This window comes from Glycomyces sp. NPDC021274 (assembly GCF_040641195.1).
GTDB lineage: Bacteria > Actinomycetota > Actinomycetes > Mycobacteriales > Micromonosporaceae > Glycomyces.
Window position 1 is genome coordinate 249430 of record NZ_JBFADC010000002.1, and the last position, 15381, is coordinate 264810.

Sequence of the window (15381 nt, forward strand, 5' to 3'; positions counted from 1 at the left end):
GGCGCAAGGCGCAAGGCGCAAGGCGCAAGGCGCAAGGCGCAAGGCGCAAGGCGCAAGGCGCAAGGCGCAAGGCGCAAGGCGCAAGGCGCAAGGCGCAAGGCGCGGCGATGATGCTGTCGCGCTTGGGGTCAGCCGACCTGGAGGTCGAGGAGCGCCTCGATCGTCTTCGCCACGCCGTCTTCGGCCGCCGGGTCGGCGCGGTCGGTGGCGGCCGCGATCGCTTCGGCGTGCGCGCCCGCCATCGCGAAGGATCGACCCGCCCAGGCGAGCATCGAAACGTCGTTCGGCATGTCGCCGAACGCGATCACGCCCTCAGGACCGATCCCGCGGCCGGCGCACCAGGCGGCCAGCGCCTTGCCCTTGGTCGCTGCGGCGGCGGTGCATTCGATCTCGGGGAAGTTCCCCCAGTGCCACAGGCGCACGCCGGGCATGTCGATGTGGCGGGTGGCCTCGTGCATGGCGGTGCCGGTCGAGCCGGGGACGCGGACGACGAGTTCGGCGACGGTGTCGGCGTGGGCGAGCAGGTCCGCGCCGGGTTCGAGGACGGTCCAGGGGTCGCCGTAGTGGATGCCCGCCTGCATGTGGGTCGAGTGGGCGACCTGGCGCTGGCCGGTCTCGACGGCGAAGAGCGCGCCGGGGAGGGCGTCGCGGAGCCGGTCGTGGAGTTCGCGGGCGGTCGGCAGTGGGAGGGGGTGGCGCAGGTCGGCGGTGCGGGTCGCGGTGTCGTACCAGATCGCGCCGGTGCAGCAGATCGCACCGTCGAGGACGCCGGCGAGTTCAGGGACGCGGTAGACCGCACGGGGCGGGCGGGCGGTCACGGCGAGGGTGACGATGCCGTGCTCGCGGGCGGCCTGGAGTGCCTTCTGGTTGCGTTCGGAGAGTCGGCCCTGCGGGTCGAGCAGGGTGCCGTCGAGGTCGGTGGCGATGAGTTTCGGTAGGGGCACCGCCTGAGTATCGGGGTTCGGTGCAGTGCGGGGCAACCCTGATCGGGCTGCGGGCCGGAGCGTCACACGCTCCGGCCCGCATCGAGGTCCAACGTGGTTCAGCCGCGCTGCTTCGCGGAGCGTCGTCGGAGCAGTGCACCGACGGCCCATCCGGCGAGGAAGACGATGGTGATCATGATCCACATGGGCGTCTCGACCCTGACGAGCCAGAGTTTGACGCCCACTGTCTCGGTGTTGGCGAGGATGAACCAGACGGCGAGCGCGACGATCACGCCCGCGATGATGAGTCGGCGGATCGCGTTCCCGCCTTTGGCCCCGGCCGTCCCGTCGGTCGCCATGGCCCGCTCCCCTCCGTCAGGACTCTTCCTTGCAGCCGAACTCCCTCGGAATGATCCGGACAGTATGGACGGTCGGGTCGGGCGGAACCGGCGAATCGGGTTTTCCGGGCCCCGGCGCGCCGCCGGGGCCCGGGACGCTAGCCGGCGTAAGGCGCGGCCGCCGCTTGCGCGGCGGTCATGAGTGCGCCCTCGTTCTCGGGCCAGAGGCTGTCGTCCACGCAGGTGAACGCGGGGAAGAACCCGCCGCAGTTCCCCGTGTCGGGGCCGATCTCGAAGGTGAACGAGGCGACGCCGAGTTCGCCGTAGGCCATGTCGTCGGTGGTGCCGCTGGTGCTGTAGCCGACGGTGTCGTCGTTGGTGCCCACGAAGTACCCGTTGGACTCGGCCATGTCCTTGCCGAGCGCGCGCAGCCCGGCGTCGTTCGGGGCCGGATCGCTGGAGTAGCCCCACGGGACGATGATGTACTCGCCGTAGGAGTGGAGGGTGATGAACACGTCGCGGGCGTCGCCGGGCGCGGCGTCCCCGGGGTTCTCGCCGCGCTGGTCGGGGTGGAGGGCGCGGAGCCAGTCCTCGACGGCCTGCGTCTCGGGCTCGGACCCGGCCGAGGGCCCCTGGTAGGTCTCGGAGCAGGGGTTGGTGGAGTCGTCGCCCCACTCGAAGGTGGAGTTGCGGTTGAGGTCGACGCCGAGGCGGTCGCCGCAGCTCCCGTTGGTGTCGTTGGCGTTCTTGCGCTGGAGGATCGGGTCGTCGCCGCCGGAGGCGACGATGTCGACGCCGTCGGGGTTGGCGATCGGGACCACCCAGACCTCGGTGGTGTCCATGAGCTCGGTGACCTCGGTGTCGGTGCCGTAGCCGTCGACGAGCTTCTCGATCCAGCGCCAGGCGACCTCGCCCGTGGCGATCTCGCGGGCGTGCATCTGGGCGACGAGGGTGAAGCGGGGCTTGGTGGAGTCCGGGTCGGTCTCGCAGTCGCCGGCGTTGCGTTTCGTGAGGCAGATGGCGTAGACGTCGTGCCCGGCCGGGTCGCCCTGGGTCTTGAGCCAGGAGTCGCCGATGTCGTGGAGGCTGGCGAGTTCGGGGTTGGCCGCGGCGAGCGCCTGGAGGTCGGCCTCGTAGGTGTCGACGGTGCGGTAGCCGCCGTAGTAGGTGCCCTCCTGCTCGGCGGTGACCGGGAGTTCCTTGTAGACGGTGTCGAGGAATTCGGGGTCGTAGCCGAGTTCGCGGGCTTCGGCGGCGAGGGCTTCGTCGCCGATGATGTGGGAGGCGTCGCCGTGGTCGTGGGCGAGGGTGAAGCCGAGCCGTTCGAGTTCGGCCGCTTCGTCGGCGGTGAGCCGCGGGACGGTCCAGGTGGCGAGCGCGTCGCCTGCGGGTTCGGGCGGATCGGCTTGGGCGGTGAGGGTGGCGGCGCTGGTGGCGGCCACGACGACCCCCAGCGCGACGCTCGCGGTGACGAGCCTTAGCTTCATGTGCTTGTGTCCGTTCTCTACTCGTCCCGCCGGGGTGCCGACGGGACGAAGTGGCGGTCAAGGGATCTTAATCATACATTTCCTCATCAAATCCTCAAATAGCGAACATATTGGGACACAATGGAATCCATTTCGGATCGTGGCGGGACGGGCTCAGTTGCCGGTCACGCGGCGCGCCACCGCGAGGAGGTAGGCGTCGCGGTCGAGCGGGTTCGCGCCGGTCCGGGGGCGGGACGGCACGAGGCCGCTGCTCACCGGCTCATGCCGTTCGAAGACGCTCTCCAGGACGCCTTCGCCGCTGGTCAGGCCCGGGAGGCGCTGGCCGAGTCCGTGGACGGCGCCGGCGGGGATGGTGCCTTCGAGGATGCATCGCCCGCCGCCGAGCTCCGGTGGCTCAGGGACGGCGCGGAGCTTCGCGAGCGCCGCGAGGACGCCGCCGAGGTCGGCCGCGGGCAGCTCGATGCGGAAGCGGTGCAATGGTTCGCATACGACCGTGCCCGCTTCGCGGAGGGCGGCCATGAGCACGAGCGGCACGAGGTTGCGGAAGTCGCCGGCGGTGCTCGACATGCTCTTGTCGAACCCGCCGTGGGCGCTGGACTGGCGGGCCCAGTAGCCCGAGTGGGTCATGGTGACCGCAGCGCCTTCGACCTGCCAGCCGTGGAGCCCTTCACGGAGTGCATCGTGGACGGTCTCCTCGACGGCTTTGAAGAACGCGAACGGCATGGAGCCGAGTTCCACGCCGAGCCGGAAGTCGATGCCGCGCCCCGTGGTGGGTTCGACGCGCAGGCCCACCGTGGCCAGGAACGGATTGGGGGCCTTCGCGATGAACTCGGCGGCCGCGCCGGCGCCGGCGACGCGTTCGACGCAGATCACCGTGGACTCGCGGAAGTCCACTTCCAGGCCGTGCTCCTCGGCGAGGGTCGCGCCGATGACCTCCTTCTGCACTTCACCGTAGAGCGAGACGGAGAGCTCGCGCCGCGCCTCGTCGTGGCGGAGGCCGATGAGCGGATCCTGTTCGGCCAGTTGGGTGAGCGCGGCGTGCAGGGCCGGGCGGTCTTGCTCGTCCGCGGGGGCGACCACGGTCTCCAGAGCGGGACGCAGGAAGTGCTCGGTGCGCAGTTTCGGCGGCTGCCCGATCGCGTCGCCGATGCGGACCTCCCCGAGGCCTCCGAGCTTCACGATCCGGCCCGACTCGGCCCGGGGCCGCGGCCGGTCGGCGCCGTCCTCGAAGACGCTGATGCCGGTCACCTTGGCTTCACGGCCGTCGCCGACGTGAATGCGGTCGCGCACGGCGACCGTGCCGGAGAACAGGCGGGCGTAGGCGATCCGCTCCCCCGCCGGGCCGCGTTCCACTTTGAACACCGTGCCGGAGAGCGGCCCGTCTGGGTCGCCTTCCGAGCCGGGCAGGAAGCGGCGGATGCCCTCAACGAGGTTCGCGATGCCGGCGCCGGTGATCGCCGAGCCGAAGTGGACCGGGTGGGCCTGCGCCTGCGCGACGCGCGCCGCGAAGGCCGAGGCCAGTGCTGCGTCATGCGCGACATGTGACATACCACTGCGCTTCATGGCGGCGTCGGCGGGCGCAAGGTAGGCGTCAAGGAGTTCGTCGTCGAGCAGCGCTTCGAGGAGGTCCTCGTCGAACGCGGTGTCGCGTTCGCGCGGCCGGCTCGCCGCCGCCGGTGTGCCGAGGCCGGTGACGGTGTCCATCGCGACCATCGCCGGGTCGAGTTTCGCGGCGAGGTCGCGCACGAGCGCATCGGTGCGGGCGCCGGTGCGGTCGATCTTGTTGACGAACACCAGGGTCGGGACGCCGAGGCGGCGCAGGGCCCGGTACAGGACGCGGGTCTGGGCCTGGACGCCCTCGACCGCCGAGACGACGAGCACCGCCCCGTCGAGCAGGTTCAGGACCCGCTCGACCTCGGCGATGAAATCGGGGTGGCCGGGCGTGTCGATGAGGTTGACGGCGGTGCCGCCGAGCGCGAAGGAGACCACCGCGGACTTGATGGTGATGCCCCGGCGGCGTTCGAGGTCGAGCGTGTCGGTGCGGGTGCTGCCCGCGTCGACGCTGCCGACCTCGTCGATGATGCCGGCGGCTTGGAGGAGCCGCTCGGTCAGGCTGGTCTTACCGGCGTCGACATGGGCGAGGATCCCGAGATTGAGCGTACGCAACAGCAGTCATGTCCTTGAGTTCGAAGTGACCCTTCTCGAATGACATGAACTGTTGGCGCATCCCAGTCTCCTCTGTGTCGTGCGCGGCACGCCCGGCGAAGCGTGCGGACCGAACGCTCGCGGTACCGCGCTCCGCCCAGTCCAGCAGACCGGGCGGCGCACCGCAAGGCGTTATCGCGGACGCGGACGCGGACGCGGGCCGGGTCAGGCGGCGGCCGCGGTGTCGCTGTCGAGGAGCCCTTCGATGATCTGGGCGACGCCGTCCTCGGCATTGGTGGCGGCACGGTCGGTCGCGGCGGCGACGGCCTCGGGGTGGGCGTCGCCCATCGCGTAGGAGCGGCCCGCCCAGGCGAGCATCGGCGCGTCGTTCGGCATGTCGCCGAAGGCGACCACCGCATCGGGCCCGACCCGGCGCTCCTTGCACCAGGTGGCGAGGCCGAAGGCCTTGTCAGCACCGCGGGCGTTGAGATCGAGCATGCCGAAGTCGCCCCAATGGCACATCGCGAGCCCGCCGAGGTCGGCGCCGGCCACCGCGGCGGCCATCTCATCGCCGGTGCGCTCGCCGCAGTAGACCTTGATCTTCACGGCCCGCTTGGCGCGCTTGAAGACCCCGTCGACATCGTTCGCGAACTCCCAGTTCGAGGAGCCGACCAGGGCCCGGTAGGGCTCCTCGCCGACGATCGAGGTGCCGTTCTCCACCGCGAACACCGCGTCGGGCAGACGCTTGGCGATCGCCGCGACCACCTTGCGGCCCTGCGAGATCCGGATCGAACGGAGGATGCGGATGCGGCCGCTGGCGGGGTCGTAGACGATCGCGCCGTTCGCGCAGACCGCGCCGTCGAGGTGCGGCAGGAGGTCGGGCAGCATGTCGACGCCGTACGGGGTGCGGGCGGTGACGGCGACGACGGCGATGCCGTCGGCGCGGGCGGCCGCGAGGGCGTCGCGGGTCCGCTCGGACAGGGCGCCGTCCGGGGCGAGGAGGGTGCCGTCCAGATCGGAGGCGATGACGAGGGGTGTGAGCACCGTTCCAGTATCGCCCGGCCCCGCAAGTGCGGCAACCGTACGAAACGGCACGATCACCGCGACCTTCGGACCGGTTGCCCACCAGCGCCTTCGTCGCCCGAGGACGCGAACCGCACCCATTATTGACCCTGGGGTCAAGAATGGTGTAGGGTGTCGGACATGGGCAGACCGAAGAACTTCGATCCGGACGTGGCCGTCGCGCAGGCGATGGAGACGTTCTGGACCAAGGGATACGCGGGGACCTCCCCCGCGGACCTCGCCGAGGCCACCGGCGTCGGCAAGGGCAGCCTGTACCACACGTTCGGCTCCAAGCGGGAGCTGTTCGGCAAGGCGCTCGACCGGTACGGGGAGGGCGGCTCGGCGATGACCGAGGCCTTCCTGAACGAACCGGGCACCGCCAAGGAGCGCATCCGCGCCTACCTGATGCGCCTCATCGAGATCGACCTGAGCCTCCCCGCGCCCCGCGGCTGCCTCGCGGCCAACACCGCGCTCGAACTGGGCGCCACGGACCCCGAGGCGATGCGGGCGGTGCAGCGGATGACCGATGCGACCATCCGGCTGTTCACCGAGCGGATCCGCAAAGGCCAGCGCGACGGCGACGTCGCGAAGGAGGTCGATGCGGAGGCGCAGGCGCATTTCCTGATGAACACCGTCGTCGGGTTGCGCGTGATGACCCAGACCCACGACGCCCCGGTGCTGCACCGGATCATCGACACGGCCGTGGCGGGTCTCTGACCGCCGCGCGGGATCGCACGCGCCCTCGTTCGAGGGCGTTTTTGCGGCCCTAATTTTTGACCTCAAGTTCAAGAACAATTGAAAGGCACACCCATGGAACTCGGACTCAACGGCAAGACCGCCCTCGTCACCGGAGCCAGCCGCGGCATCGGCCTCGCGATCGCCGAGACCCTCGCCGCCGAAGGCGTCCGCGTCGTCGGCGCCGCCCGCACCGTCACCCCTGAGCTGGAGAAGGTCGCCGCCGCCGCGATCAGCGCCGACCTCTCCACCAGGGAGGGCGCCGAGCGCATCGTCACCGAGGCGATCAGCACGGTCGGCGGCATCGACCTGCTGGTCAACAATGTCGGCGGGGGTGACGCCGACCGGATGGCGCTCGGCGGCTTCCTCGACATCCCCGTCGAGCAGTGGGAGTCGATCTTCAACCTCAACCTGTTCAGCGCAGTGTGGACCACGCGGGCCGCCCTGCCGGACCTCATCGGACGCCGCGGCGCGATCGTGAACGTCTCCTCGGTCAACAAGTACCTGCCGGCGGTCGGTCCGGTCGCCTACAGCGAGGCCAAGGCCGGGCTGACGGCGTTCTCCAAGCGGCTCAGCGAAGAGCTCGCGCCGCAGGGCGTGCGGGTCAACACGGTCTCGCCCGGTGTCGTCGGCTCGTCGCTGTGGCGCGACGAGGAGCGGTTCGGCGGCAAGGTCGCGGCCGCGTACGGTGTCGCGCACAGCGACTTCCTCGAGGCGATCCCCGGCCAGTTCGGCATCGCCTCGGGTCGCATCGGCGAGCCCGAGGAGGTCGCCGACCTGGTGGCGTTCCTGCTCTCCGACCGGGCGGCGAACATCCACGGCGCCGACCACGTGATCGACGGCGGCACCCTCAAGGCGGCCTAGCGACTCGGGCGGGCTCGGATGCTCCGCGCCCGCCCGAGTCACTCAGGACCCAGCCGTTGCAGGTCCGTGATGTCAAGTTTGGGTAACAACGGGGACCGGTCCCGGTTCCCTGTCGTCACACTGGTAGTGCCGTCGATTCGCACGGCCGCTCTACCCTGGACTGCGACCCTCCGTTGAAGGAGCCATCATGGCCTACAACCCGCCTCCGCACTACAACCTCGGCGGTCCGAGCGATCCCCAGCAACCGCAGAGCGTGCCGCCCGCCTACTCGCCGCTGCAACCGCAGCCGTACGACTCCGGGTACGCCCCGCAGTCGCCCCTCCCGGCGCCGACGGCCCCACCGCCGCAGAGCATCCCGGCCCAGCCCGGATACGGGACGCAGACGTTCCTGCAGCCGCCTCCCCCGCCCGCGCCGCGAAAGTCCCCGGCGGTGGTGCTCCTCGCCATCGGCATGGTCGTCGGGTTGGCCGCCGCCGCCGTGTCGGTCGCGCTGTGGCTGAGCGCCAGCGGCGACCTCGACGACGCGGAGGCGCGGCTCTCCGACCGCGACGACCAGATCTCGCAGTTGGAGGAGGACCTCGCGGCGGCCCAGGCGCAGGTGTCCGAGTTGGAGGGGCCCGCGGCGGACGCGGAGGCCCTGCAGGCGTGCATCGACGAGCTCAACGCGTACTACCTCACCGAGGCGGGATCGGCGGAGGAGACGGAGGCGTACACCGCGGTCGAGAGCTCCTGCGGCGGCCTCCTTCCTTCTCTCGGGATCTGAGCGCGGGGCGGGCCCGGCGGCCGAACGGTCGCCGGGCCCGCCCGCGTCTACGCTGTGGTCCTGCTGCGCGCGAAGGCGACTGGGATGCGCAGTTCGTGGCCCTTGAACAGGTCGGCCGCCGCCGCTTCCGCCTCGGTCATCCAGCGGTGCGCGGAGGCTTCGAGCTCGGCGAGGCGGATCGCCTGGCCCGGGCGGGTCTGCGCGGCGGTGAAGCTCATGATCATCGGCATGCGGCTGTCGCCGAGGTCGGTGTCCCGCTTGTCGAACGCCCAGGACAGGCCGGTGAGCGCGACCTCGAGTCCGGTCTCCTCGAACGCCTCGCGGATCGCGGCCAGGGCGACCGGCTCGCCCACTTCGGTGGCCCCGCCGGGCACGGCCCACTGCCCGGTGTCGGTCCGCTTGATGACGAGCACGCGGCCCTCGTCGTCGAAGATCGCAGCGTCCGCGCCCGTGGGGACGCCGAACGCGGCGAGGTCGCCGCAGTCGATGCGCGGGTAGACCAGGTCCGCTTCGGTGGTGCGCTCGCAGTGCGCCGCGACCCGGTGGTGCCGTTCGATGGAATACGGGCTCGTCGCGGCCGCAAGGGAGGCCTTCGCGATCGCGGCGACGGCGTCGAGGATCGCCTTGGCGGCCGTGGAGACGCGCAGCGGGCCGCGTTCGCGCACGACCGCGCTCGCGGCCGGGGCGTAGGTCGGCAGGTCGCCGGCGAGGTCCGGGTCGGCCGGCTCCAGCAGCTTCTCGGCCGCGTCGGCGTCGAGGGCCGTCGCGAACTCGTAGACGAGCAGGTACGTGTGGGGGCACGGGAGGTCCGCGAGGTCGGTGTCGGCGATGGCGACCGGTTCGGCGGGGACGTCCGCGCCGAGGGCGGCGGCGGTGGCCTCCAGGCGCTGCGCAAGGGTGTCGGAGCGGAAGCGCCGGCGGTGGACCAGGCGCGTGCCATCGCCGCAGTCGATGCGGAACTCGGTGCCGGGAATCGGCGACCGCAGATCGGCGTCGTTCGCGAAGATCGCCCTGATCGCCTCGTACGGGCGGTGGTCGACCTCGGCGAGCAGCGCGGCGGCGTGGTCGCGCAGCTCCAGCAGCCGGGCCTCCTCGTCGGGTTCGCAGCCCCAGTACAGGCCGTTGGCGGCTTCGGCCCGCAGCATGTCGGCGAGGCGGGCGAGGCCGATCGCCTCGCGCCGGGCGGGAAGGGCGTCGGCGGTCGGGTTCGTCGTCATGGCGTTCCTCTGCTCGGCTTCACGAGTGTCAGATCGTACGCTGGCCGACGGCCGCGCGGGCGGCGCTCAGCGCCTCCTGGGTCGACGTGATGAGCGCAGGGTCGCCGATCTTGCGGCGCATGGCCAGCACCTCGGTGAGGATCTCGACGGCGTGGTGCGGGCGGCGGGCGTCGATGAGGTGCTTGCCGTAGTGCTGCAACGCGAAGTGGAGCGTGTTCGGGCTCTCCGCCCGGGCGATCTCGATGGCCTGCTCGTAGAGCGGCTCGGCCTCCGCGAGGTCGCCGGGGTAGCGGTGGGCGTCGCCGAGGTTGACGAGCGCCGCGACCCGCTGGCGCGGGGTGGCGGCGCGGTCCACGGCGGCGGCGAGGACCCGCTGCGCCTCCGCGTACTCCCCCAGGGCGATGAGCCCGACGCCGGCCTGCCGCAGCTCCGGCTGGGAGAGGCGGTCTTCGCGGGCGAGCTCGTAGCGCACGAGGCGGCGCAACCGGTCCGGCTCGGTGGCGTACATGCGCCCGTCGTTGCCCGTCGCGATCCGTTCGGCGATCTGTTGCTGCTCAGCAGACAATGGCGTGTCCCCCGTTCCGCGCCTGGGCGGCGGCCAGGCGGCCTGTGGCGAGGATAGAGCGGGGCCGGGCGTTTTGCCCAGCCCCAAAAGCCCTGCACCAAACGTATCTCGCGCACTCAGGGCTTGCGCAGGATCAGGCCCTGATACTGGTCGATGTTCGACTCGAGGGCGACGTGGTTCGCCTCCACGAGCGCGAAGTGCTCGGCCGCAACCGCTTCGATGCGGTCGGCGGTGAAGAAGGAGAAGAACCGCTTCGGCTCGTACGAGTCGGTCTCCCAGACACCTTCGTAGTCCTGCCCGCCGTACTGCCCCCAATAGAAGAGGCCTCCTGGGGCGAGGACGCGGCGCACTTCGGCGAGCACGCCGGAGAGGTCGGCCTTCGGCACGTGGAGCAGGCAGTTCATGCCGAACACAGCGTCGAACGACGCGTCCTCGAACGCCAAGTCGCCGAAGTCCATCACCGCCGCGTCGAGGCCCTTGGCCCTGCAGAGCGCGACGAGCTCGGGCGAGAGGTCGACGCAGGTGACCTCGAGGCCCTCGTCGGCGAAGAACCTGCCGCTGATCCCGTGCCCCGCACCGATCTCCAGCAGGCGCGACGCCCCCGTCTCGCGGAGCCGGGCGGCGAACCGGGCGCGCTCCAGCGCCTTCCACGGGGTGTCCTTCATGACGGCGCGGGAGCCGGCTTCGGCATCGTACGACCGGCGCAGTTCCTGTTTCAGCTCTCGGTAGTCCACCGCGCCGATGATGCCAGAGCGGTCCGACAGCCCTGGGGGCCTAGCGGAGGCCGGCCTCGGCGAGGGCGCGGTTGCGGGCCTTCTTCGGGAGGCGGTCGACGTAGACGGTGCCTTCGAGGTGGTCGTACTCGTGCTGGAGGCAGCGGGCGAGGGTGCCGGTGCCCTCGATCCGCACGGGCTTGCCCTCGGCGTCGAAGCCCTCGACCACGGCGGTGGTCGACCGGGGCGTGTCCTCGAACGCGCCGGGCACCGACAGGCAGCCCTCGTCCCCGACCATGAGCTCGCGCGGAGCGGGGGGCAGGTGCAGCACCGGGTTGACCACGGCGGCCACGGTCCGCTCCCCGTCGGCGTCCTCGCAGTCGAGCACGAAGACCCGCGCGTCGACGCCGATCTGGTTGGCCGCCAGGCCGACCCCGTTGGCCGCGTACATGCTCGCGAACATGTCCTCGATCAGCTCCGCCAGCGCGTCGTCGAAGACCTCGACCGGTTTGCAGGCGCGGTGGAGCACGGCCTCGCCGTACCGCGTGATCGGGTGCACCCGGCCACGGTCTCCCGGAGCAACGTCTCCGGGAGCGCGGTTGCCACCTGCATCGTCTCCGGCAGCGCGGTCGCCGGGGGCGGTGTCTTCGGGGGCGAGGTCGCCGGAGGCGCGGCCGCCGGGTTCGTGGGGTTCGTGGTCGGTCACCGGTGTCTCCTTGTCCGCCAATCGGTCTCCCTCTTGGGCTCGGTCCATGCCAGAGGCAGTGGCATATCACATGTCACACACTGGCTCCGTTATTGCAAGTATATTGCAGCAGACCGCATCGCCCGTTCCGCTTCGGGGAGGCGGCTTCGCACGACGGGCCGGAACGTTTCGGTGCCTGTGGGCGTCAAAGGTGCGCCGATGGCCGCCCCTCCCCTATCGAGAGATTTCCGCAGTCGATTCGTGACGCGGAGGGATCACCATTGGAGACACCGGGCGGCCCCGGCCGCCCCGCCCCTGCTCACACCCCTTGCGAGGCTCAACATGCGACTCCTCAGATCCGCCGCCGTGCTCGCCGCGGCCGCACTGTTCCTGTTCGGCTGCTCGAATGCCGGAGGCGAAGGCGGCGGCCGGGCCGCCGACGAGAACGCCGCCGACATCGTCGAGGACGAAGCCGCCGCAGCCCCCGAAGCCTCCGCGAACCCGCAGGTCGACACCGGCGACCGCGCCATCGTCTACGAGGCGGTGCTCGAAGTCGAGGACGCCGACGCCGAAGGCATCGCCGAGCAGGCCTGGGACCTCGCCGAGTCCTACGGCGGATTCGTCACCGCCGACGAACGGGACCGCGCGACCGGTGAGGAGGCCTCCTACAGCAGCGCCCACCTGGTCCTGCGCGTGCCGTCCGAGCATTTCACCGAGGCAATGGACGGGCTCGCCGCGCTCGCCGAGAGCGAGCGCCACCGGTCCGTGACCACCGAGGACGTCACCGAGGCGACCGTCGACCTCGCCGCGCACATCGCCACCAAGAGCGCCAGCGTCGAACGCGTCCGCCAGCTCCTGGCCGAGGCCACCTCCGTGACCGCGATCCTCGAACTCGAGGCCGAACTGGCCGAGCGCGAAGGCGAACTGGCGTCCCTGGAGTCGCAACTGGAGGACCTGCAGGACCGGGTCGCCATGTCCACCATCGACTTCACGGTCGTCGCCCCGTCAGCAGTGGGGCAGGAAGCGGGCTATGCGGGGCCGGACTCGTTCTGGGACGGAGTGGTCGTGGGCTTCAAGGGTGCGGTGAACCTGCTGGTCGCCGTCTCGGTGGTGATCGGCGTCCTGCTGCCGTTCCTGCCCGTCGCGGCCCTCGCGGCCGCCGCGGTCATCGTGCCGATCCGTCTGGCGCGCAAGCGCCGCAACGCGAAAGCGGCCGAAGGCTCGCTGCTTCCGGCCACGCACGCCTCGACCGAGCCTGTTTCGACCACGCCGCCGCGGCAGTAGCGGGGGCGGCGCGACTGGATCGAAGTGCGGTTGAGCGGCGCGGACCCCGCGGGACCCGCGCCGCTGTCACTACAGGCTCCAGACCTCGACCTGGCCCATGGCGGTGCCGGTGATGACGACCTGGCGGCCGTCCACTTCGGTCACCGCCGCGCCGGTGAGCGCCTCGTCGCCGGTGCGGGCGGCGAAACTCTCCCCGATCGGGGCGCCGGTCTCGAGGTCGAACAAGCTCAAGCCCTGGTCGCCGGAGGCGAGGACCGCGGCCTTCCCGTCGATCTCGAGCACGCTCAGGCCGGTCACGGTCTGGTAGAGCTCCTGCGCGGGAGCGCCGAACGGTTCCGCGGCGGCGAGGTCCCAGGCCTGGATGGCGCCTTCGCCCGTGACGGTGACCCCGAGGCTCTTCCCCGCGGCCTGGCCGACGGCCAAGGCCATGATGTCGTACTGGAGCTGGTCGAACGTGCCGCCGACCGGCTCGCCGGAAGCGAGGTCGGTGACGATGACGCGGTTCTCGTAGTGGCAGACGGCCCGCAGCGTGCCGCCTACGTCGATGAACGAGAGCCCGTCGCCGTAGAACGTGTCGATGTCGGTGATCGTGTTGCCGGTGAACAACTGCTTGACCTGGTAGTCCGTGGCGTAGGCGGGGGTGCCGTCCCAGAGCCCGTACCAGTAGATGGTGTCGTACGCGGATTCGCGGTCGGCGACGGACGTGGCCGGGTCGTCGAGGTACCACGTGTCGTCGGTGGTGCCGTCGCTGGAGAAGACCGCGACGCGCCCACCGGTCTCGGTGACGACGCCGAGGCTCTGGATGACGCCGTTGTGGCCGCGGTACTCGTCGATCAGGCTGCCGTCCAAGGGGTCCCAGATGCGGACCATGCCGTCCTCGCCGCCGGTGAGGACGACGTCCGCGCCGTCGAGCTGGGCGACCTCGACCTGCGTGACCGCGCCGACGTGCTGGGACTCCATGCGGGCGGTCAGGTCGCCTTGGACCGCGTCGGCGAGCGGCACGAGGCCGTCGTCGTCGCCGGTGGAGGCCGAGCCGTCGGTGTCGTCCTCAGTGGCCGCGGCGTCCCCGGCCACGTCGGCGCCCTCGGTCTGCTGCTGCTCGTTCGACGTGAGCGGGTCGTCCTCATCGTCCTTGGTGAGGTACGGCAGCGCCGCCAGCGCGCCGACCGACAGGACGACGACGGCGGCCACGGCGACGAGCACGGCGATGCCCTGCTTCGACTTGATCCAGGGACCCTGTTGGGGCGCAATGGGACCGGTCGGGTACTGGCCGGCGGGCGGGCCCGAGGGCGGGGCCATGTGCGGCTGCGTGAGCGGGTGCGGCGGCATTCCGGGCACCGCCTGCGGGGTCGGCTGGGAGGTCGTCGGCTGCGAGGTCGCCATGGGCGGGGCCGAGGGGTGCGGGAGCCGCATCGTCTGGCCGGTCGGGGCGCTCACCGGGCTCGGCACCGGGACGGGGGCGACCGGGGTCGCGGTCTGCGGCGGCAGGGCCGGGCTCGGGACCGAGATGGGGGTGTTGACGGTGTGCTGGGCGAGGAGGCCGCCTTCGGAGACGGCGAGTTCGGGCTGCTCGATCGCGGACGGGGCGATGCCGAGCTCGCGGTGCAGGAGTGTGGCGACGAGCGGCATGCGGCTGGCGGCGCCGACGAGGAAGAGCGCCGCGATCTGCTCCTTCGCGAGCCCCGATTCGCGGATCACGCCCTGGGTGACGCGGATCGTGCGCTCGACCAGCGGCGCGCAGACCTGTTCCAGCTCTTCGCGGGTGAGGTGGGCGTCGATGTCGAGCAGCGGGATCGTGAGCTCGGTCGAGGCGCTGCGGGAGAGCCGCTCCTTGGCCTGTCGCACCTCCTCCGTGAAGGCGGTGCGGTGGCGCAGGTCGGCCGGCTCGGTCGGGTTCGTCAAGCGCTGCCAGCGCTCGTCGTCCGGTTGCACGCTCTTGGCGACGTGCTCGGCGAGGGCCTGGTCGAAGTCGAGGCCGCCGAGGTCGTCGGCGCCGTCGACGGCGAGCACGTCGAAGCCGTTGGTCGCGCGGCGCAGGACCGTGGCGTCGAAGGTGCCGCCGCCCAGGTCGTAGACGACGACGCCGCTGCCGGGCGGCACCTCCGCGCCGATGGTCTCGACGAAGTAGCTCGCGGCGGCGACCGGTTCGGCGACGAGGTCCACGGTGCCGAGACCGGCGGCGGTGGCGGCGTCCGCGACGACGTGCCGGCGGGTCGGGCCCCACGCGGCGGGCACGGTGACGGTGACCGGCCCGAGCGAGCCCAGGGTCTGCTCGCATTCGCGCGCGACCCGGGAGAGCACCGCGGCGATGACGCTCGTCACGGGGATCTCGGTCTCGCCGAGGAGGATCTGCGCGTCGTCGATGCGCCGCTTCGGGTTCGGTTCGTACCGGTCGGGCTTGCGGCGGCCTGAGTGGACGGCGTCGGCGCCGACGACCGGTCCGCCTTCGTCGTCCATGAACACCGCGGAGGGCAGTTGCGGTGAACCGTCGAACAGCTGCTGGTGGACGCGGCCGTCGGCGCGCCGGATCGTGGCGACGGTGTGCGAGGTGCCGAAGTCGACGCTGATCGAGGCGGGCCGGGGGCTGGAAAAGGACATGC

14 protein-coding genes are annotated in these 15381 nt (G+C 71.4%); 4 read left to right on the plus strand and 10 right to left on the minus strand.

The genetic code is table 11. From position 1 onward, the window contains the following. Positions 1-128: 128 nt before the first annotated feature. The 5 genes from AB0I03_RS05065 to AB0I03_RS05085 all read right to left on the minus strand — a co-directional run bounded on the left by AB0I03_RS05065 (position 129) and on the right by AB0I03_RS05085 (position 5937). On the minus strand, positions 129-944 hold the full coding sequence (locus AB0I03_RS05065) for an HAD family hydrolase (protein WP_360406613.1): 816 nt from the start codon (positions 942-944) through the stop codon (positions 129-131). 98 nt (positions 945-1042) lie between these two features. Continuing rightward, positions 1043-1282 carry a DUF1049 domain-containing protein gene (locus AB0I03_RS05070; RefSeq protein ID WP_360406615.1) on the minus strand — a complete coding sequence of 80 codons (240 nt, stop codon included), beginning with the start codon at positions 1280-1282 and terminating at the stop codon, positions 1043-1045. 137 nt (positions 1283-1419) lie between these two features. Then, a complete protein-coding gene (locus AB0I03_RS05075) occupies positions 1420-2748 on the minus strand; it encodes a M14 family zinc carboxypeptidase (RefSeq protein WP_360406618.1) in 1329 nt (442 codons plus the stop codon). A gap of 153 nt (positions 2749-2901) precedes the next feature. Continuing rightward, a complete protein-coding gene (locus AB0I03_RS05080; RefSeq protein ID WP_360406621.1) occupies positions 2902-4914 on the minus strand; it encodes a translation factor GTPase family protein in 2013 nt (670 codons plus the stop codon). Positions 4915-5118: 204 nt separating this feature from the next. Beyond that, positions 5119-5937, minus strand: coding sequence for an HAD family hydrolase (locus AB0I03_RS05085; RefSeq protein WP_360406624.1), 819 nt, complete (start codon positions 5935-5937; stop codon positions 5119-5121). A gap of 159 nt (positions 5938-6096) precedes the next feature. On the opposite strand from AB0I03_RS05085, the gene AB0I03_RS05090 reads away from it, so the two are divergent. The 3 genes from AB0I03_RS05090 (at position 6097) to AB0I03_RS05100 (ending at position 8317) form a co-directional block, all read left to right on the plus strand. Further along, positions 6097-6672, plus strand: coding sequence for a TetR/AcrR family transcriptional regulator (locus tag AB0I03_RS05090; RefSeq protein WP_360406627.1), 576 nt, complete (start codon positions 6097-6099; stop codon positions 6670-6672). 93 nt (positions 6673-6765) lie between these two features. Next, entirely contained in the window at positions 6766-7554 is a 789-nt protein-coding gene (locus tag AB0I03_RS05095) for an oxidoreductase (protein ID WP_360406630.1), read from the plus strand. Between the two features lie 187 nt (positions 7555-7741). Then, positions 7742-8317 carry a hypothetical protein gene (locus tag AB0I03_RS05100; protein WP_360406633.1) on the plus strand — a complete coding sequence of 192 codons (576 nt, stop codon included), beginning with the start codon at positions 7742-7744 and terminating at the stop codon, positions 8315-8317. Between the two features lie 47 nt (positions 8318-8364). On the opposite strand, the gene AB0I03_RS05105 is transcribed toward AB0I03_RS05100, so the two are convergent. From AB0I03_RS05105 to def, 4 genes are all read right to left on the minus strand, one after another. Continuing rightward, positions 8365-9534, minus strand: a complete 1170-nt coding sequence (locus AB0I03_RS05105) for an NUDIX domain-containing protein (RefSeq protein ID WP_360406636.1) — start codon at positions 9532-9534, stop codon at positions 8365-8367. 28 nt (positions 9535-9562) lie between these two features. Continuing rightward, positions 9563-10099: a tetratricopeptide repeat protein gene (locus AB0I03_RS05110; protein ID WP_360406639.1), complete on the minus strand. Its 537-nt coding sequence runs from the start codon at positions 10097-10099 to the stop codon at positions 9563-9565. A 116-nt stretch (positions 10100-10215) separates the two neighbouring features. Next, positions 10216-10833 (minus strand): class I SAM-dependent methyltransferase, encoded by a 618-nt coding sequence (locus AB0I03_RS05115; protein WP_360406642.1) that lies wholly within the window; start codon positions 10831-10833, stop codon positions 10216-10218. 40 nt (positions 10834-10873) lie between these two features. After that, positions 10874-11518, minus strand: coding sequence for a peptide deformylase (gene def / locus AB0I03_RS05120; RefSeq protein WP_360406645.1), 645 nt, complete (start codon positions 11516-11518; stop codon positions 10874-10876). Positions 11519-11839: 321 nt separating this feature from the next. Here def and AB0I03_RS05125 point away from each other — a divergent pair, with 321 nt between their 5' ends. Beyond that, a complete protein-coding gene (locus tag AB0I03_RS05125; RefSeq protein ID WP_360406648.1) occupies positions 11840-12781 on the plus strand; it encodes a DUF4349 domain-containing protein in 942 nt (313 codons plus the stop codon). A 69-nt stretch (positions 12782-12850) separates the two neighbouring features. Here AB0I03_RS05125 and AB0I03_RS05130 read toward each other — a convergent pair whose 3' ends face one another. Then, on the minus strand, positions 12851-15379 hold the full coding sequence (locus AB0I03_RS05130; RefSeq protein WP_360406651.1) for an Hsp70 family protein: 2529 nt from the start codon (positions 15377-15379) through the stop codon (positions 12851-12853). Between the last annotated feature and the right edge of the window lie 2 nt (positions 15380-15381).